This is a genomic window from Algoriphagus faecimaris (assembly GCF_900101705.1).
Classification (GTDB): Bacteria; Bacteroidota; Bacteroidia; order Cytophagales; family Cyclobacteriaceae; genus Algoriphagus; species Algoriphagus faecimaris.
Window position 1 is genome coordinate 62569 of record NZ_FNAC01000020.1, and the last position, 17000, is coordinate 79568.

Annotated in this window: 20 protein-coding genes; 6 read left to right on the forward strand and 14 right to left on the reverse strand. The window is 40.0% G+C overall.

Annotated features, from left to right (window positions below; translation table 11 throughout):
* Window positions 1-23: 23 nt before the first annotated feature.
* The 6 genes from BLQ57_RS21160 to BLQ57_RS11805 form a co-directional block, all read right to left on the reverse strand.
* On the reverse strand, window positions 24-173 hold the full coding sequence (locus BLQ57_RS21160) for a hypothetical protein (RefSeq protein ID WP_169712749.1): 150 nt from the start codon (window positions 171-173) through the stop codon (window positions 24-26).
* Window positions 174-259: 86 nt separating this feature from the next.
* Entirely contained in the window at window positions 260-451 is a 192-nt protein-coding gene (locus BLQ57_RS11785) for a hypothetical protein (RefSeq protein ID WP_087939791.1), read from the reverse strand.
* A gap of 58 nt (window positions 452-509) precedes the next feature.
* Window positions 510-995 (reverse strand): hypothetical protein, encoded by a 486-nt coding sequence (locus tag BLQ57_RS11790; RefSeq protein WP_087939790.1) that lies wholly within the window; start codon window positions 993-995, stop codon window positions 510-512.
* Window positions 996-1138: 143 nt separating this feature from the next.
* Window positions 1139-1495 carry a response regulator gene (locus tag BLQ57_RS11795; protein ID WP_087939789.1) on the reverse strand — a complete coding sequence of 119 codons (357 nt, stop codon included), beginning with the start codon at window positions 1493-1495 and terminating at the stop codon, window positions 1139-1141.
* Between the two features lie 106 nt (window positions 1496-1601).
* Entirely contained in the window at window positions 1602-1919 is a 318-nt protein-coding gene (locus tag BLQ57_RS11800; RefSeq protein WP_087939788.1) for an Mpo1-like protein, read from the reverse strand.
* Window positions 1916-2488 carry a DUF4136 domain-containing protein gene (locus BLQ57_RS11805; protein ID WP_087939787.1) on the reverse strand — a complete coding sequence of 191 codons (573 nt, stop codon included), beginning with the start codon at window positions 2486-2488 and terminating at the stop codon, window positions 1916-1918. The genes BLQ57_RS11800 and BLQ57_RS11805 overlap by 4 nt, the downstream gene beginning before the upstream one ends.
* Window positions 2489-2634: 146 nt before the next feature.
* Here BLQ57_RS11805 and BLQ57_RS11810 point away from each other — a divergent pair, with 146 nt between their 5' ends.
* Window positions 2635-3117: a deoxycytidylate deaminase gene (locus BLQ57_RS11810; RefSeq protein ID WP_087939840.1), complete on the forward strand. Its 483-nt coding sequence runs from the start codon at window positions 2635-2637 to the stop codon at window positions 3115-3117.
* Here the strand turns inward: BLQ57_RS11810 and murB are convergent.
* The gene (gene murB / locus BLQ57_RS11815) at window positions 3114-4190 is read right to left on the reverse strand and encodes a UDP-N-acetylmuramate dehydrogenase (protein WP_262481077.1); all 1077 of its coding nucleotides are present in this window, start codon (window positions 4188-4190) and stop codon (window positions 3114-3116) included. The two genes, BLQ57_RS11810 and murB, sit on opposite strands and share 4 nt — an antisense overlap.
* Window positions 4191-4195: 5 nt before the next feature.
* Between murB and BLQ57_RS11820 the strand changes: the two genes are divergently transcribed.
* The gene (locus tag BLQ57_RS11820) at window positions 4196-5140 is read left to right on the forward strand and encodes a succinylglutamate desuccinylase/aspartoacylase family protein (RefSeq protein ID WP_087939786.1); all 945 of its coding nucleotides are present in this window, start codon (window positions 4196-4198) and stop codon (window positions 5138-5140) included.
* 56 nt (window positions 5141-5196) lie between these two features.
* On the opposite strand, the gene BLQ57_RS11825 is transcribed toward BLQ57_RS11820, so the two are convergent.
* Window positions 5197-6927, reverse strand: coding sequence for a phospho-sugar mutase (locus BLQ57_RS11825; protein WP_087939785.1), 1731 nt, complete (start codon window positions 6925-6927; stop codon window positions 5197-5199).
* 174 nt (window positions 6928-7101) lie between these two features.
* On the opposite strand from BLQ57_RS11825, the gene BLQ57_RS11830 reads away from it, so the two are divergent.
* Window positions 7102-7926 (forward strand): hypothetical protein, encoded by an 825-nt coding sequence (locus tag BLQ57_RS11830; protein WP_175444667.1) that lies wholly within the window; start codon window positions 7102-7104, stop codon window positions 7924-7926.
* 13 nt (window positions 7927-7939) lie between these two features.
* Window positions 7940-9751: a glycoside hydrolase family 2 protein gene (locus BLQ57_RS11835; RefSeq protein WP_087939783.1), complete on the forward strand. Its 1812-nt coding sequence runs from the start codon at window positions 7940-7942 to the stop codon at window positions 9749-9751.
* 185 nt (window positions 9752-9936) lie between these two features.
* On the opposite strand, the gene hppD is transcribed toward BLQ57_RS11835, so the two are convergent.
* The 3 genes from hppD to BLQ57_RS11850 form a co-directional block, all read right to left on the reverse strand.
* The gene (gene hppD, locus BLQ57_RS11840) at window positions 9937-11031 is read right to left on the reverse strand and encodes a 4-hydroxyphenylpyruvate dioxygenase (RefSeq protein ID WP_087939782.1); all 1095 of its coding nucleotides are present in this window, start codon (window positions 11029-11031) and stop codon (window positions 9937-9939) included.
* Between the two features lie 77 nt (window positions 11032-11108).
* On the reverse strand, window positions 11109-12110 hold the full coding sequence (locus tag BLQ57_RS11845) for a 1-acyl-sn-glycerol-3-phosphate acyltransferase (RefSeq protein WP_087939781.1): 1002 nt from the start codon (window positions 12108-12110) through the stop codon (window positions 11109-11111).
* A complete protein-coding gene (locus BLQ57_RS11850; protein ID WP_087939780.1) occupies window positions 12107-13009 on the reverse strand; it encodes a bile acid:sodium symporter family protein in 903 nt (300 codons plus the stop codon). The genes BLQ57_RS11845 and BLQ57_RS11850 overlap by 4 nt, the downstream gene beginning before the upstream one ends.
* Window positions 13010-13117: 108 nt before the next feature.
* On the opposite strand from BLQ57_RS11850, the gene BLQ57_RS11855 reads away from it, so the two are divergent.
* A complete protein-coding gene (locus BLQ57_RS11855; protein WP_092824106.1) occupies window positions 13118-13486 on the forward strand; it encodes a hypothetical protein in 369 nt (122 codons plus the stop codon).
* Between the two features lie 7 nt (window positions 13487-13493).
* Here BLQ57_RS11855 and BLQ57_RS21165 read toward each other — a convergent pair whose 3' ends face one another.
* The 3 genes from BLQ57_RS21165 to BLQ57_RS11870 form a co-directional block, all read right to left on the reverse strand.
* Window positions 13494-15209, reverse strand: a complete 1716-nt coding sequence (locus tag BLQ57_RS21165) for a DUF2207 domain-containing protein (protein WP_087939778.1) — start codon at window positions 15207-15209, stop codon at window positions 13494-13496.
* Window positions 15209-15760 carry a LemA family protein gene (locus tag BLQ57_RS11865; RefSeq protein ID WP_087939777.1) on the reverse strand — a complete coding sequence of 184 codons (552 nt, stop codon included), beginning with the start codon at window positions 15758-15760 and terminating at the stop codon, window positions 15209-15211. Before BLQ57_RS11865 ends, BLQ57_RS21165 begins: the two co-directional genes overlap by 1 nt.
* Window positions 15761-15902: 142 nt before the next feature.
* Window positions 15903-16625, reverse strand: coding sequence for a head GIN domain-containing protein (locus BLQ57_RS11870; protein WP_087939776.1), 723 nt, complete (start codon window positions 16623-16625; stop codon window positions 15903-15905).
* Window positions 16626-16806: 181 nt separating this feature from the next.
* Here BLQ57_RS11870 and BLQ57_RS11875 point away from each other — a divergent pair.
* A partial coding sequence (locus BLQ57_RS11875) for a DUF4372 domain-containing protein (protein WP_175444668.1) occupies window positions 16807-17000 on the forward strand: 194 nt, incomplete at its 3' end.

A 17000-nucleotide genomic window follows, 5' to 3' on the forward strand; every position in this document is an offset into this window, starting at 1 on the left:
CCTTAATTAAGAATGATTTGGGATCAATGATTTTTCTTTTTGGCCTTATTGAAAGTACTTCGCGCGTCGATTGCAGAGATTCCAGCACCAAGGCCGATCAGAATACAGACGATCAAAATAAAGAGCTGCGCTCCCGATGCAATGGGTGAACTAAATATATCAAGTAAAATCATAATGTTTTTAATTAGGTTCTTAACGAGAGCTCGAAGATAATTTCAAACCTTGGAATTACCAAGACTAAAAACATGGAAGAGGAGATTTAATCTATTTCATCTTCAAGGTCTTCGTCTAGATCGTCGTCAAATTCATCGTCTTCGTCAAAATCTAGGATATTGTCATCTATAAATTCGTTCTCGTCATCGAGATCGTATTCATCTTCAAACTCAGAGTCGAAATCATCTTCGTCTTCCAAGTCATCAAACTCGTCGAATTCTTCTTCAAAATCCTCCATAGCAGTGTTTTAAATCGGTTATTAATGATTGATAACACGAAATAAAATAAAAAATTGATCAGCTCAATACGATAGGATCTAATTTTTTTTCAGGACTTTTTAAGTCTTCCATTTCCTGCTGAGAAGCCCATTGGTCTCTGAGTACTTTGGCCCACACTTGAAGGTAGAGAATCACGTCCTCTTTTCTGTTTTGATTGAGCCTATTTCGTGTTTCTATAGGAAGTGCCTGCAATACTATGGGGGAAGACAAGCGCTCCAAATGCCCTAGGTCTTCTAGTGTCAATCCATAGTCTAGCATTTTGTCAATGATCAAATCGATCGGATATCCACTTGTAGGACAAAACTCCAGTATCTGATCATTCCAATCACCTGAACGCTCCATGGCGTACCGGTGAATTTCTGCTTTACTTAGGAAAGTAAGTTCCTGAGCTAAATTTCCGCAATTGCAAGCTCCCATATGTCCCCACTGATAAGCTGCCCCTTCTTTTAATTTTTGAGCGGTGCGCTCAATTGCTGCAATAAGTTCCGGTTTAATTCTTTTCATAGCTATACTTTTCTATTAAACATAAAAGTATGGCTAGTGTTGCCAAAAATCCAATTTTGATCTGAAAAAAGCTTAAGGAATGATCAATGACGAGGAATTCGATTTCCGCTCCATTCAAAAGTAAGAATATCCTAGTAGCAGCCTTAGTTAAAAATACTTTGTATGTATTTTTTAATTAATGGCTTGGAGAGGTAATCTTTTACGATTTGATACTTGCTTGCTTTGTTGATATCGCGTTCGTCCACAGAACTGCTCAAGATATAAATTTGAGCTTCGTTGTTTTGGGGATTGAAATTATCCAAAAAATCCCATCCCGTCATTTCGGGCATATTGAGATCTAAAAAAAGGTAATTGGGGTTGATTTTATTTATTTCTTTCAGGGCTGTTTTTGCACTTTGGTACTTAAAGAACTGACACGGCTGACTGACATTTTTAGCAATCAGTTTCTCAGTCACAAAAGTACTGATCGGATCGTCGTCTATGAGAACTATGGTTAACATTAAATGCAAATATTTGCTTCTGAAATACAATTAAGCTGTTACAAAAATAACAGTCTTCTGATTATTAACAAATAGTTTGCCAATAATCTTTTTAAAGTTTAGTGCTTTATTTTTTTGGGTAAAAGGTTTCTTTTCCTACCAATAAATCGAAAAAAAGCTTAAAATCTGAGATCAAACTGTATGCGGGGTATTGAAAAGTCGCAGGTTTGTTCTTTTCAAAGAAAAAATGGCCGACCCATGCAAAGCCATATCCTACAAAAGGAATCGCTATCAGCCAAGCATAATTCCCCGTATAAATGCCCACAAAAAGTATGATGAAAAGAAGAGCGGTCCCGACAAAGTGCAAAATCCTACAAATAGGATGCTGATGCTCCTGCAAATAAAAGGGATAGAATTCTTTGAGTGATTGATATCGTGTTTTCATGGTGTGTTACTGGTAGCATTTAGTTCAAGGATAAATCTCTCCAAAATTTTTTCTGTTGACTTTACAACCTTTCTTTTTTTAGTTTTCGGATTACCAACTTCCGTGACCCCAGTCAAAGTCATTAAAAATTTATCTTTTTCTGGATCTATAAAATCCAGAATCACCTGCAATAGCTCGTATTCTCTTGTTCTGGATCGGTTCAGGTTATTGTTCATCATGTAGGGATTATATAGCCAAGGATCCCATACCCGATAGCCCCACATTGGAAAAGGATTATTATTTACCATCTCCCGCTGCCTCAAGTCCTCATTCGAAGTGTATCTAATGACTAAATCGGGAGTTCTTTTTTCGTAAATCATTCCCTGACCTTCAAGTAAGGTTCGGATTTCTTTTTGTACCAATTCATCTAGCGCCGGATCAGAAAATCCACTCATACCTACTTCTTCATTGACAATCACGAAGGTGCCATAAGAGCTATTGGGCCTGATTTCTGTATTTTCTTTGAATATTTCGATAGCACTACAACTACTGATCAGTACTAGGGAAATAAATGCTATGATTCTCCGCATAAATGAAAGAGCTATTTGAGTTTTTTTTATTAACGAATAATTCTCCTGGTAGTTGAATACTGGAAATATCTAAAAAAAACAGAAGCTTTTTTCATCATTCTTATTTCCAAAGCAATCAAATGCTAATTTTGGGCAAAATTTCCAATATGACAAAGCCTGATTTTGATGATATTTTTATGGAGTTGGCCGTTAATCTTGCCAAGCGGTCTCATTGTATCAAAAAACACGTAGGTGCTGTACTCACAAAGGAGACCCGAATAATTTCAATTGGCTACAATGGCCCGCCGGCAGGGACTCATAACTGTGATGTGGAGTTTCCAGAGCATGGGTGTGCCAGAGATAGCAAAGGAAGCTGTTCTCTTGCTCTGCATGCAGAGCAAAACGCCATTCTCTATGCGGTCAAAAACAATACAGCGGTAGAGGGGTCTACGCTCTATGTGACCTTAGCACCTTGTCTTCCTTGTGCGAGGATCATATTTTCCATGGGTATTTCTAAAGTCATCTACTTGTTTTCCTATGCAGAATACAAGGGAATAGGAAGCGATGAAGGTGTAGACTTTCTGAAGAAATTTGGAGTGGAAGTAGAGCGCTATCAAAAGGAAATCGAAGTGAATGATAAGCTGGTCTAAAGAAAATTCACCTCTGGACTGAGTTCAATTCCAAACTTTTCCAAAACTGATGCTTGAATTTCTCTGGCAAGAGAGACTATTTCTTCCCCTTGACCTCCTCCATAATTCACGAGAACTAGTGCCTGTTTCTCATGAACTCCAACTTTTCCTATTCGTTTACCCTTCCAACCTGCTTTTTCGATCAACCAGCCTGCAGGAACTTTGACCCCTTCTTCATTCGGATAGCCTGGAATTTCTGGATGTTCTTTTTGCAAAGATTGATATGTTGAATCAGAAATAGTTGGGTTTTTGAAAAATGAGCCAGCGTTTCCTATTTCCTTCGGATCTGGAAGTTTGGATTGACGGATATGAATCACTGCATCCGAAATGGCCTTGACACTTGGGGACTGAATATTAAAAGCATCTAGCGTTTCCTTGATGGCTCCGTATTCAATGTTAAACTTGGGTTGTTTACTTAGCTTGAAGGTGACTGATGTGATAATGTATTGATTTTTGAGTTTATGCTTGAAAACACTCTCCCGATAGCCAAACTCGCAAGCCAAAGCGTCAAATTTTTGAATGCTTTTGTCAACTCTATGCAATGCTTCCAAGCTGTCAAAAGTGTCTCGAATTTCCACTCCATAAGCGCCGATATTTTGCATTGGAGAGGCGCCAACTGTGCCAGGGATAAGAGAGAGATTTTCTAATCCACCCCAATTTTGATCGATGGTATAAATCACCCAATCATGCCATACTTCTCCTGCGCCTACTTTTACCCAAATGTTTTCACCATCCTCTTCAATGATTTCGATTCCTTTCAGCTCATTTTTGATAACAAGTTGGTCGAGGTTATCTGTCAGTAAAATATTACTACCACCGCCCAGGACAAAAATCTCAATCTTTTGCTCTTCAGCAAATGCTAAGGCTTCTTTCAAATCTGAGATAGAGCGAGCAATTACAAAAAATCTAGCTTTTTTGTCTATACCAAAAGTATTATAAGGTTGCAGAGAAATGTTTTCTTGTATCTTCATGTGCTCAAGTTGGCTTGCGAAATAAGCAAGTTTTATCTGAATTTGAAACCTATTTGCTGTCATCTTCTATGAGAGAAGTCCAAATCAACGGAATAAAAATAAGACCTGGTCAAGCAGTTAACATTGAATTGCCTATCGCTAAGCTTCCTACGCACACCTTGATTGATTTACCGATTTTTATTCGTGCTGCAAAAGAGGAAGGCCCCGTAGTCCTGGTGAGCGGAGGAGTTCATGGGGATGAAATCAATGGAATAGTGACTGCAAGGAGGATTTTAGAAGAAATAGATGCTGGCCTTGAGTTACTTAAAGGTACATTAATCATCATTCCACTAGTGAATATTTATGGTTTTCTCTCCAATAGTAGAACTTTCCCTGATGGAAGAGATCTTAACCGAAGTTTTCCCGGGAGCAAAAAAGGATCTCTCGCCGGTAGGATAGCCTATATTTTAAGTGAAGAGATTATCCCTCAGATAGATTTTGGTATTGATTTTCATACCGGTGGAAGAATGCTGACCAATCATCCTCAAATCCGTGTTGACTTTAAAGATAAAGTAGGGGTGGAGCTCGCCAAAGCTTTTGGTACACACTACGTAGTCAATAGTAAAATGATTGATAAAACCTTTCGAAAAGAAGCCTTTAAAGCCAAAAAACATATTCTAGTTTTTGAAGGAGGAGAGTCCATGCGTATCGATGAATTGTCTACCGAAGAAGGAGTCAATGGAACCAAACGACTCCTTCATCATCTCGGAATGATTGCTGAAAATCCCGAAGCTAAAGATACGCTGATTCTCTCGCAAAGTGATTGGGTAAGATCCAGAGCATCAGGTATTTTTAACTCCTCGGTAAAACTGGGAGATCAAGTGAAAAAAGGACAAATTCTCGCTCGGATTTCAGACCCTTATGGGCAGGTGAAGATTCCGGTCAAGGCACCTTCAAACGGTTATGTCATCGGACTGAATAATCTCCCCGTCATCAATGTAGGAGAGGCTTTATTGCATATTGGAAAACTATAAGTCAATAAGAAAAGGCAACCTAAATAGGCTGCCTTTTCGCATTTTACTTTTTCAAATCAAGAAAAGTATCTCTTCAATCCCTCCAATCTTTCCTCTAGCTGAGCTTCTACTTTTCGATAATCTCCCCTGTCATTAAGGGGTGCATGAACTGAAAAATAATATTTAATTTTTGGCTCTGTACCTGATGGTCGAGCAGAAATTTTACTCCCGTCTTCCAAATAAAACTGCATCACATTAGAGGAGTCCATGTGCAACTTTTCTGTTTTTCCTGTCAGGACATGTTGGATTTTCCCTTCTTTCACATCGATGATCTTCTCTACAGGGATGCCATTCATGTGCTTTGGTGGATTTTGTCTAAAATCCATCATCAAAGCTTGAATTTGTTCTGCCCCATCTTTTCCCTTTTTGGTTACGGAGATCAAGGCTTCTTTGTAGAACTCAAATCTTTGATAGATTTCAGCCAATACATCAAACACAGACTTGCCTTTGGTCTTGTAGTAAGCGATTAGTTCGGCTACTAGGGCACAAGCACTTACTCCATCTTTGTCCCTTACAAAATCCCCGACAAGGTAGCCGTAGGATTCCTCACCACCACCGATATAGGTTTTCTTACCTTCCAAATCTCGGATGATGGCTGCGATATTTTTAAACCCTGTCAATACATTATAGCATTCTACGCCGAAACCTTTCGCGATCACATTGATCAACTCGGTTGTCACTATCGTATTGACCATGAATTGGTTTCCGTCCAATTTGCCTGCTTCTTCCCACTTGCTCAGTAGGTAATAGGTGAGGAGTGTGCCTGTTTGATTACCATTTAATAATTCAAATTCCCCTTTTTCATTAGGTACGACAGCTGCATATCTGTCTCCATCTGGATCACAAGCCAAGATCAAATCTGCGTTCACTTTTTTTCCCAATTCAATGGAAAGTGTCAATGCTTCGGCTTCCTCAGGATTGGGATAGATGACGGTTGGGAAATTACCATCCGGTTCTGCCTGTTCTTTGACGATATGGACGTTGGTAAATCCATATTCCTTTAATGCCAAAGGAACCATTTTACCGGAAGCTCCATGAATAGGAGAAAAGACAATCGATAGCTCACTTTCTTCCTGTATAGCTTTGGGCGAAAGACTCAAACCCTTTACTTTTTCCATGTAAATGTGGTCAAAGTCTTCTTCGATGTACATGATCAGTTCATCTCTTTTATTCCAATTGACCATATCGAATGAGGTAATTTTCTGAACCTCAGCGATAATATTCTTATCATGAGGAGCGACCACCTGAGCTCCGTCTTCCCAATAAGCCTTGTAGCCATTGTATTCCTTGGGATTGTGGGAGGCCGTGACCATCACCCCACTTTTGCATCCGAAGTACCGAATCGCAAATGAAAGCATGGGGGTAGGTCGCATTTCTCTAAAATAATAGACCTTGATCCCGTTGGCTGTAAATACATCAGCGGTCGTTTTGGTAAAAAGTCTATTGTTGATTCTGCAGTCATGTGTGAGGGCTACAGAGATTTCTTGATTGGGAAAGCACTGAATCAGGTAGTTAGCCAAACCCTGTGTAGCCATGGCGACGGTATACACATTCATTCTATTGGTGCCCACTCCCATAAGCCCGCGAAGTCCACCTGTACCAAATTCCAAGTCTTTGTAGAATGAATCCACAAACTCAGTGGGATCTTCTTCTTGAAGTTTTAAAATTTGATTTTTGGTTTCTTGGTCTATTTCACTGTCAAGCCAAGTTTTCGCTCTGACCAGAATAGATTGATCTATTGAATTCATAATGGGTAAAAATTAAGGTTTGTTCTAATATATAGAAAATGTCAAAAACCGCCATCAATTTTGTTTAATTGCTACATTTTCATTGTTAAGACTCTCCATTGATTTTTCCTTTTTTACTATGTTAGGACAAAGTTGATTGAAGTTCAATTGGGTTTCAGTACTGCTAAGAAACGGATGTTGAAATTTTTTAATGAAGATAAATCACTTAATTTTAAAACTCACACCCTCAGAGATATGCCCCTCAACTTTGTCAAGTTTACATTCTTACTCTTTTCTTCACTCGTTTTGGCTTTTTGGTTTTGTCCTAAGGAAAGCACCCATCAAGTGGAAAATCCCATCAGCATTAGAGAATCTACCGTGGATTTACAGCTGCGGGTGGGAGAACAGCTCTTTGTTTTTGGAAAAGCCTCTGGAGGGCTGGAGAAAATCAAAATAGGAATGAAACTATTGGATTTTCATCAGTTGTCATCCCAAGATTTCGAAGAAAAAGACACGAAGCTTCAATGGAAACGAAATCGTAATGGCTCCATTCTGATTCAGAAAATAATTGATGGAAAAATCAACTCTTTTTGGACAGTTTTTCCCTCAGGTATACTTCAATTCGAAAACCTTAGCCCAATCTCTTCTGGCCCTGCTTTAAACTTCAAGGTTTTGGAGGAAATTCTTTTTTCCTGCTCTTGGGTTGAAGAAAATCAAACGGAATTTACAAGGGCTTTTGAGGCAAGTCAGCAAAAGGAATTTAGTAAGCTTAGTATTGGGAATTTTGAAGCTTTACAGCTCAAATTCGAAGATTTGAATGTAAGGGTGACGCCCTTTGAATTGAAAGTTTCAGCCCTATTGTCTCCAAATTCGGATCAAACTAAATATGAAAATATAAGCTTTGGATTTCATCAGGCAGAGCTTTACCCCTCAGCTGAATCCCCAAATCCGTCAAGCAGTACGAGTAAGTCAAAAGCAACTAGTCAGAACCTTAAGTTAAAGTTTGAATTTTATCAGTAAGCCATTTTGCCCTATGAAAAAAGTATTGTTTTTATTATTTCTGCCTTTGTCCAGCTTGGTATATGCCCAATCAGGATACCTAAAAACACCCTGGACTGATGAGGTAAATTTGGAGAAGCCCTTGCAAGAATACCCTAGGCCTCAGTTAGTTCGATCGGAATGGCAGAATCTCAATGGGAAATGGAATTACTCCATTTTGCCAAAGGGAAGTTTTCCGGAGATGGGCTTTGCAGGGGAGATTGTTGTTCCTTTCCCAGTTGAGTCTTATTTATCTGGCGTTCAAGAGACTGTAGGTCCTGAAATGGAATTATGGTATGAGAAAACCTTCGATCTTGAGCTGAAAAAGGGAAAAAATCGGGTACTACTACATTTCGGGGCTGTCGATTGGGAAGCAGAAGTTTGGGTCAATGGCCAGTCGGTAGGGATTCATCAGGGAGGATTTGATGCGTTTTCTTTTGATATCACGGATCAGTTGAATAATGGGAAGAGTCAAACCCTACGTGTGCGGGTTTGGGATCCAAGTGATTCGGGCCCTCAACCTAGAGGGAAGCAGGTAAAAGAGCCCAAAGGTATTTGGTATACACCAGTAACAGGAATTTGGCAGACGGTTTGGTTGGAGACCGTACCGGAAAGCCATTTGCTACAATTTTACTCGGAAACTGAATGGGATTCAAGTACGCAGGTTTTTTACTCCCAAATTCAAAACCCAAAGAAGTCACATGAAATAGAGGTCCAAGTTTATGATCAAAATATACTGATAGGTTCAGTGCGTGGAAAAGCCTCTGAGGCCTTAAAATTACTCTTACAAAATCCTCAACCTTGGTCTCCGGATCAGCCCAATCTCTATGAGGTAAAGGTTACTTTATTTGATGGGAAAAAGCGTGTCGATCAGGTGAATTCTTACTTCGCCTATCGGGATGTACGCATGGCTAAGGATAGCGAGGGTTTCCAACGGATTTTCCTGAACGGAAAAGCTCTTTTTCAATATGGACCCTTGGATCAAGGTTGGTGGCCGGATGGCTTGTACACGGCACCTACGGATGAAGCGCTTCTTTTTGATATCGAGAAGACTCAGGAGATGGGTTTCAATATGATCAGAAAACACGTCAAGGTAGAACCTGCCCGATGGTATTATCATGCTGATAGGTTGGGGATGTTGGTATGGCAGGATATGCCAAGCGGTGATATGGGAAATCGATGGGAAGTGCGACCCGGTGTAATCAGAGAGGGAATGAATAAGGATCGAAGTCCTGAGTCTGAGGAAATCTTCAGGCGGGAGTGGACCGAGATCATGGAAGAGTTTAAATTCTTTCCATCCATTGTTGTTTGGGTTCCTTTTAATGAAGCTTGGGGACAATTTAAAACCAAAGAGATTGTTCAACTCACAAGGAAGCTTGATCCTACTCGACTAATCAATAGTGCCAGTGGGGGAAATTTTGAAATGGAAGGAAACGATGTGGTAGGGGATATTATGGATTTACATAATTATCCTGACCCAGTCATGCCCGATCCGGCTATTTTCGGAAAAAATAGAATCATGGTCTTGGGAGAATTTGGTGGCTTGGGTCTCCCTGTAGAAGGGCATACTTGGCAAAAACGTGATAATTGGGGTTATCAAAGTTTTTCAGATCAAAAAGAATTGATGGGAAGGTATGCTATTTTGCTGGACGATCTCAAAGGAATGATTCCAAAAGGATTAGCTGCGGCGATTTATACTCAAACAACCGATGTGGAAGTAGAAGTCAATGGTTTGATGACCTATGACCGCAAGGTGATAAAGTTTGATCCTGAAAAACTCAAGAAAACCCACAGTAGCTTTTACTAGAAGAGATCATCAAAAACGGATAAAAAAAGAGGCTGTCTCAAAAGTGAAATTGTCACATTGAGCACTGGAGAGACTAGAGTCTCGAAATCGAAACGTGGTCCGAAACCATAGAAATAGCCTTCGTAGACGCTCAGATTGAAATTAGATTGATTTGTGAGACAGCCTGTTTTAGTTGATGAGGAGAATTACAAATTTCCTCTTAGCTCTTGTTCGCGCTCAATTGCTTCAAAAAGCGCTTTGAAATTCCCCTTTCCAAAGGAAGTTGCTCCTTTGCGCTGAATGATCTCAATGAATAAAGTAGGTCGGTCTTGAAGGGGCTTGGTGAAAATCTGAAGCAAATAGCCCTCATCATCTCTATCCACCAGGATATTTAGATCCTTTAGAGGCTGCAAATCTTCGTCAATCTCCCCCACACGATCCAACAGATCATCGTAGTAAGTCAGAGGAACCTCAAGGAACTCTATTCCTCTTTTTCGCAATTCTCCTACGGTATGAATGATATCATCCGTCGCAATGGCCATGTGCTGAACTCCAGCGCCATTATAGAAATCGAGGTATTCCTCAATTTGTGATTTTTTCTTTCCTTCTGCAGGTTCGTTGATTGGGAATTTAATGTACCCATTGCCATTGGAGACTACCTTTGACATCAAAGCCGAATATTCAGTAGAAATGTCCTTATCATCGAAAGTGATCAAGAGCTTGAAGCCCATGACATTTTCATAAAACTGAACCCAACGGTTCATTTCACCCAATTCCACATTTCCAACACAATGATCGATGTACTTCAAACCAATGGAAGTAGACTGATAGGTGCTTTTTCTAGGCTTGAATCCCGGTAAGAAAACTCCTTTGTAGTTCTTTCGCTCTACAAAAGTATGAATGGTCTCTCCATAGGTTCGGATAGAGGCGATTTTCACTTCTCCATGCTCATCCTGAACGACGGTGGGTTCTCCCGCAGATTCTGCCCCCCGAGAGGTGGTTTCTTTCCAGGACTTTTCCGCATCATCCACCCATAGGGCTAGGACTTTGACTCCGTCTCCATGTTTTTTGACATGCTCAGAAATAGAATGATCTGCCTGCATGGAAGAAGTTAGGACTAATCGGATTTTATCTTGTTTTAATACGTAGGAAGATCGATCCCTAATGCCAGTCTCTGGTCCTGAGTAGGCAATCAACTCAAATCCAAAGGCATATTGGTAAAAAAGCGCAGATTGCTTGGCATTGCCTACATACAACTCTACGTAATCGGTCCCATTGATGGGAAGAAAGTCTTGACTCATAAGATGTTATTTTTGGGTTTTGATTCGCTTGCTCAAAGTTACACAATCATCCAAATATTATTTGGTACTTAGCTAACTTATTGCTGAGGATTCTTGTTCCATAGGATGCTGATTACTGCCATCAGTAGGAAAGTAAGTGTCCATTCTGGAAAGGGACCTTCCAAAAGCAGTAATATGAGTAGAAAATACCAAATCGGACCCAAGAAGAATCCTATCAAGAACTTAAAAGTAGCCTCAAAAACCCTATCCTCGATTTTGGGACTGATCCAAAGCCAAGCCCAATAAAGCGGGAAGTTGAAAATCTTCATCACTTTATTTCTCAAGCTTGAAGGTTCGGAGATGTGACGCGATACCTTTTTTTGATTTAGGAATTGATTAACAGCTTGATGATCAGTAATATCAACCTGAGCCTCGAGCAGCTGAGCTAGTTTTTCTTCATAGTTTTCATCAGGAATGGAAACAATCATTTCCTTCAACTTATTTTCCACCGCTTTGGTCAACTTGCCGGATTGTGAATGTGGTATATCCACGGGTATGGGCTCTCCAAAATTGATTCTAACCCGACTTCCTGTTCGCTGATGTGCACTGAATTCAAGTGTCACAGGTAGGATGACTGGATTAGATTCAGGGTATTTTTCCTTCAGGCCAAAAGCCATACGGGTAAAGCCTTTGCTTAGGGGACGAAGATTCCTAACCAAGCTATGACTTCCCTCGGCAAAAATAATCACTGTTCCATTCGCTTTTAATACCTCAAATGTAGCGTCAAAGGTCTTTTGATTTTGCTGAATTGTCGAAAAGCCATCTCTCACCCGATACACAGGAAGCATTCGGATAAAATGAAGGATTTTAGCAGCAATGGGATTTTTAAAGACCGATGCACGCGTCAAGAACCAAGGACGCAGCGAAGTATGTGTTGCCAATAGAAGCGGATCAATCAGCGCATTTTGATGATTAGCCACCAAGATGATAGGTACATTCTTGGGAATATTCCTCCTGCCTGAGACCGTTATTTTTTTAAAATAAAGATGTAATGCAATCTTGACTAAGAGCCTCAGAAAAGCATTAAAAAGGTTCTTCATAATTTTTTACTCCATATACTGGCGATCAAAATCCCAGAAATCAGATGCCAAATTCCCCAAAGTGCAGTAATGATGGCCATTCCTCCCAAACCGTCAAAATACGTAAAAATTAATACGAGGCCCAAACCGGAATTTTGAATTCCAGTCTCAATCGTTATAGTTTTTTGATCAGCCAAAGGCAGATTACCCAGTTTGGCAGTCAAAAAACCTGCCGAAAGTGCTATCAAATTGTGTAGAAATACCCAAAGGAAAATCAAACTGATGTAGCGTAAAAACAAGTCAAAATTTCCAGTAAATGCTAAAATCACGAAAGCCGCAAAAATTAGAATACTTAGCGGCTTCAGGAGTTTTGAAAGTTTTTCGGCAAGCTGACTACGATACCTACGCGTCAGTATTCCTAAAATAAGCGGAAGACCTAAAATCAAGCCTACGGTAAAGAAAACCTCCGAAATATCCAAGCTAATTGACCGGAGTAAGTTGGCAGTTGGTGAGTATAGTCCCGCCCAAAGTGCAAAATTTAAAGGAGTGGAAAAAATAGAGATCAGAGTAGAAAAGCCGGTTAAACTGACTGATAAAGCAGTGTTTCCTTTGGCAAGACTGCTTAGAAAATTAGAAACATTTCCACCAGGACAGGCGGCTACTAGAAACATCCCCAAAGCCACACTAGGAGGTGGATTGAGGATATTTACCAATACCCAAGTCAAAAAAGGAAGAAGAAGAAACTGTGTGAATATGCCAAGAAAGAAGGCCTTAGGGTTTTTGATGAGGTACTTAAAGTCATCCAGTCTCAAGTCTAAAGCCACACCATACATAATCAGTGCTAGAGCAAGATTGAGAGCCAATAAATCATTGGGTGAGAAATTTAGTCGGATAGCATCCAGTTCATGGGCTAGGGTCATGATTGGCAAATTCTGAATTTTTTAAAGAATAAAAAATAAAATATTTTGTATCATTAGTTATTGGAAGTCCGTAACAATAGCATTGGACCTTATTTAAAATCCATTACCATGAAGAAAAACAGCTTGTTATTATTACTGGTACTGCTAATGTTTAGCTTTTCCTGCCAAGAAAAAGTAGATCCGCTCCTCGCATGTGGAGTTGAAAACCCTACAGAAAATCTGGATTGGCTAAACGAATTGATCGAACAGTTGGAAGTCACAGAATTTGGTCGAACCTTCAATTATATAACTGAGGGGATTTTTCAAGATCAGACCCTATTTGTTCTCCAGAATTGTTGCCCTAATTGCAATTCAGTACCTATTTTTTATGATTGTCAGGGTAATGTTTTTAATACAGCAGAGATCAGTATTGCCGATTTGTCAGAAGTACAGCTAATTTGGAAATCAGAATTTAGCAGCTGTACAGTAGGGGAGTAGCGGGAATTTACCAGCTACCTCCGCCACCTCCACCGCCTCCGCCGCCGGAGAACCCGCCACCTCCAGAGCCTCCACTAGAGGATGGTTTAATACTGGAAGAACTTAAGGTATTGCTTAGGCTGGAGTTTAAAGCATGGCCAAAGCGACCGATGTTTGCTACGGGTTTATTGTACCAAAGTGGTTGATACGCATTTCTAGACTGCATGGTGCTGGCCTCGGCAAGTTTTCGAGAGAACTTATCCCCCCATATCTCTTCCACATCCAAGGCAATGGCATAAGGAAGCAATTTTTCAAATCGTTCTGGAGTAATTTCCGGAGGATTGAAGCTTTGAAGCATTCGCTCCTCTGCCGCACTCATATACATTTTAAACCCTTCTATGTCGGCTCTAAGCTGAAGCTTTCTTTTGGCTGGCTTTCGAATGAGCCATTGATAGAAAAGAAAGAGCACTACATTAATTATAAAAAAAAGAATCACCCATTCTGCTTGTTTTTCGAAAACAAAGTAATCACTCATGGTCACATTGAGGATGAAAAAAAAGATCAAAAGCAAAATCGGCACCACCCAAAATTTGGCATTGAAGCCTTCGAAAATTAGGGAATTCCATTGTGTTTTCAGACTTTCCCTGTACTTCTCCACAGCCGTAGCAAATCGGGAATCGTATTTCCCACTTAGGCTGACTTGATCTTCCACTCTGAAGATATAGCTGTGTAGAATTTTCTCCTCTGCAGCTAGCTTCTCGTCTCCTTCTTTGACTTTAATAAGATTATAGCGTTGGGATTTGAAAATTCCGAATACATAGGAGCTGCTTTCGTCATTGATCTTTAGATATCCTTGAGCGGCCAAATTTACTAAAGCAGGAGTGATCATATTTTTGGCGTAGCTACCAGAAGCAATCAGTGCCACTGAAGCTGGGGATAAACCCGCAGGAGGATCAAATTGGGGAACTACTGTCGGTTTTGGAGGATCTATTCCATACCTCGTCCATGTGAATAGGTAATAAAACAAGAGAATAAAACCGAAACTGAGGGCCAAAAACTGAATGCCGTATTTTTGAAAAGTATTGGGGGGTGGGACAGGCGCTACTACGCCTTTAGAAAAACCAACGGCTATACTTAAGTTTTCTCTGGCATTAAGGTTTTGAGCTTCAAAATAATGCGAGCTTTCACCTGATTCGTACCTACAATTTTGTTCGCGACTACCAAACGCACCTGTATAGCAGGCCGACTGAATAAGGTCTGCATTGGATGGCAAAATGATCTCCGCACTGACTATGTCCATCGGGAAATCCCAAGCTGTTCCATTTACATTCCAGAAAAGCTCATCATAATTTTCGAATGCTTCGATTTGATCCGGTAAGCGATAGCTGATCTCATAGTTGTATGTTCCCGGTTCTAGAAACACAGACTCCTCTCCAACATAAATAGTCAGAAAACCCCCTCTTTTCTCTGTATGATAGGGAGATGTTTGACCTGATTTTTCTACTGAAATCAAATCAAGTTTGGGACGAATGGTCCTCCCATTGCTCATTTTTCGTGAAAGCGGAAGTGAACGAACGATTCCGCGTTTTCCAGAAATCTTGGTCGTGTAGGTGATTTCCTCACGAACCTCTAAAAAGCCTTCTGCATCCACTCGGATTTCAGCATGAAACCGATCTATTTTTTCACTCTGAGCAAAAATCCAAGACGGAAATAGTAGAAGAAAAAAAATCAAAAACTTCTTCATCAGAACTTGACTTGAGGAACGGTTCGCTCAGCTTCATTATCCAATTCGAAAAAGGCAGATTTGCTAAACCCAAAGGCATTGGCAAATAGGTTACTAGGAAAAGACTCTACCAAAATATTTTTGTCTCTCACTGTACCATTATAATAGCGTCTAGCTTTTTCAATATCCTGCTCTACGATAGAGAGTTGCTCTTGAAGATCAAGGAAATTTGTATTCGCTTTCAAGTCTGGATATTGCTCAGCAACAGCAAAAAGGTTGACCAGAGCTTTGCCTAACTGATTCTCTGCTGCTTGTTGTCCTTCGACTGTTTGGGCAGATTGTGCCTGGGTACGGGCCTGAGTTACTTTTTCAAAAGTCTCTGACTCATGCTTGGCATAGCCTTTTACGGTTTCTATTAAATTAGGAATAAGGTTGTAGCGCTTTTTAAGCTGTACATCTATTCCGCTCCAAGCCTCTTCTACGAGGTTTTTGAGTTTGACAAGTCGGTTGTAAATGCTGACACCGTAAAAGACCAAGAGGAGGACAATCAGTCCAATAATCAATAATATCATAGTGCTAAGGGTTAAAAGGGAAAATCAAGATACGATATTCCATCTAAGTGTAAAAAGATGCAATGAAATAACTTATTCCAAGTCTATGGACTTATCGTATTCATAGAGAAAAGAGATTTTATCCTGATGGGAATCTTGAATGCTAGTGACGGGCAGTGCTTTCTTGGTACTCTACTTTTCCAATTCCACTGACATTTCTTTTGATGACTTCAGCTGGCCCTGAGTACACTACCTTTCCTATTCCACTCACATTTAGGGAAAGTGTCTCTTCTGCATAAACCTGAATACTTCCGATTCCTGACGAACTCAGTACGGTGTTTTTTGCAAAAAGCTCAGAAGCATCAATCTTTCCTAATCCGTCATTTCTTAAGGTGAAATTTTCGCTTGAGCCATTTAAGGTAGCTTCTCCTACCATACTGAATTCTGCAATAATTGACTCAGCTTCCAGGTTTAGCTCAACCTTTCCAGCACCTTGACCTTGAATTCTAATATCATCCACTTGGAAATAGGGGAGAATGGTTAGTTTTCCGGCGATGGAGTATTCCAAAAAAGAAAGGTCTGTAAGGCTAATATCTAATTGTATGGTATTTTCTTCCAAAAAGTTTTTGGTTTGCTCATCGAGCATAATTTTAAGTTGCCCATTGTTTTGAGTGACTTCTATTTTGTCAATAAGTTCTTCTGGTGCGTTTAGGATCAATTGCTCATCAGTGCTTTGTTGGATAAGGACAGTAAAATTGCCTTCAATGTGCAGGCTACTGATATTTTCCAAATCGATTATTCGTTCTCCTTCAGGACCATAATTTTTTGAGGTACAGCTTAGTATGAGAAAGGTAAGAGAGAATAATACAAATAGAATTCGATTCATAATGCTGGGGAATAGAAAATTGATTTTCAATAATTTAAATTAAAAATTACTGTCATCCGAGTAAAATTACCAATGTAAGTTAGCTTTCTTGGAATAGTACAAAACTGAAAAAGCGGAACCACCGATTAGGTTAATTCCGCTTTAAATGGGATGTTGCGGTTACCACACTACAACCAACCCAGTGCAACATACAAAACTATCAGGTCATCCGATCATCAGTCAGTTACTTTCTTTTATTCCCCGGGAGATCGTTGACCAAGCAACGAACACTTTTCAGTCAGATCGGTATTATAAGACCATGGATACCTGGAAGCAGCTGGTGTTTATGCTCTATGGGGTGGTGTCCAAAGTCCATTCGCTCAACAGCTTATGTAA

Coding starts and splice junctions, on each gene's coding strand:
- BLQ57_RS11855 (WP_092824106.1), top strand. CDS start 13,118: ATGAAGAAAAACAGCTTGTTATTATTACTGGTACTGCTAATGTTTAGC.
- BLQ57_RS11785 (WP_087939791.1), bottom strand. CDS start 451: ATGGAGGATTTTGAAGAAGAATTCGACGAGTTTGATGACTTGGAAGAC.
- BLQ57_RS11790 (WP_087939790.1), bottom strand. CDS start 995: ATGAAAAGAATTAAACCGGAACTTATTGCAGCAATTGAGCGCACCGCT.
- BLQ57_RS11810 (WP_087939840.1), top strand. CDS start 2,635: ATGACAAAGCCTGATTTTGATGATATTTTTATGGAGTTGGCCGTTAAT.
- BLQ57_RS11830 (WP_175444667.1), top strand. CDS start 7,102: ATGTTGAAATTTTTTAATGAAGATAAATCACTTAATTTTAAAACTCAC.
- BLQ57_RS11845 (WP_087939781.1), bottom strand. CDS start 12,110: ATGAAGAACCTTTTTAATGCTTTTCTGAGGCTCTTAGTCAAGATTGCA.
- BLQ57_RS21165 (WP_087939778.1), bottom strand. CDS start 15,209: ATGAAGAAGTTTTTGATTTTTTTTCTTCTACTATTTCCGTCTTGGATT.
- BLQ57_RS11835 (WP_087939783.1), top strand. CDS start 7,940: ATGAAAAAAGTATTGTTTTTATTATTTCTGCCTTTGTCCAGCTTGGTA.
- BLQ57_RS11825 (WP_087939785.1), bottom strand. CDS start 6,927: ATGAATTCAATAGATCAATCTATTCTGGTCAGAGCGAAAACTTGGCTT.
- BLQ57_RS11820 (WP_087939786.1), top strand. CDS start 4,196: ATGAGAGAAGTCCAAATCAACGGAATAAAAATAAGACCTGGTCAAGCA.
- hppD (WP_087939782.1), bottom strand. CDS start 11,031: ATGAGTCAAGACTTTCTTCCCATCAATGGGACCGATTACGTAGAGTTG.
- BLQ57_RS11805 (WP_087939787.1), bottom strand. CDS start 2,488: ATGCGGAGAATCATAGCATTTATTTCCCTAGTACTGATCAGTAGTTGT.
- BLQ57_RS11870 (WP_087939776.1), bottom strand. CDS start 16,625: ATGAATCGAATTCTATTTGTATTATTCTCTCTTACCTTTCTCATACTA.
- BLQ57_RS21160 (WP_169712749.1), bottom strand. CDS start 173: ATGATTTTACTTGATATATTTAGTTCACCCATTGCATCGGGAGCGCAG.
- BLQ57_RS11800 (WP_087939788.1), bottom strand. CDS start 1,919: ATGAAAACACGATATCAATCACTCAAAGAATTCTATCCCTTTTATTTG.
- BLQ57_RS11850 (WP_087939780.1), bottom strand. CDS start 13,009: ATGACCCTAGCCCATGAACTGGATGCTATCCGACTAAATTTCTCACCC.
- BLQ57_RS11865 (WP_087939777.1), bottom strand. CDS start 15,760: ATGATATTATTGATTATTGGACTGATTGTCCTCCTCTTGGTCTTTTAC.
- BLQ57_RS11795 (WP_087939789.1), bottom strand. CDS start 1,495: ATGTTAACCATAGTTCTCATAGACGACGATCCGATCAGTACTTTTGTG.
- murB (WP_262481077.1), bottom strand. CDS start 4,190: ATGACAGCAAATAGGTTTCAAATTCAGATAAAACTTGCTTATTTCGCA.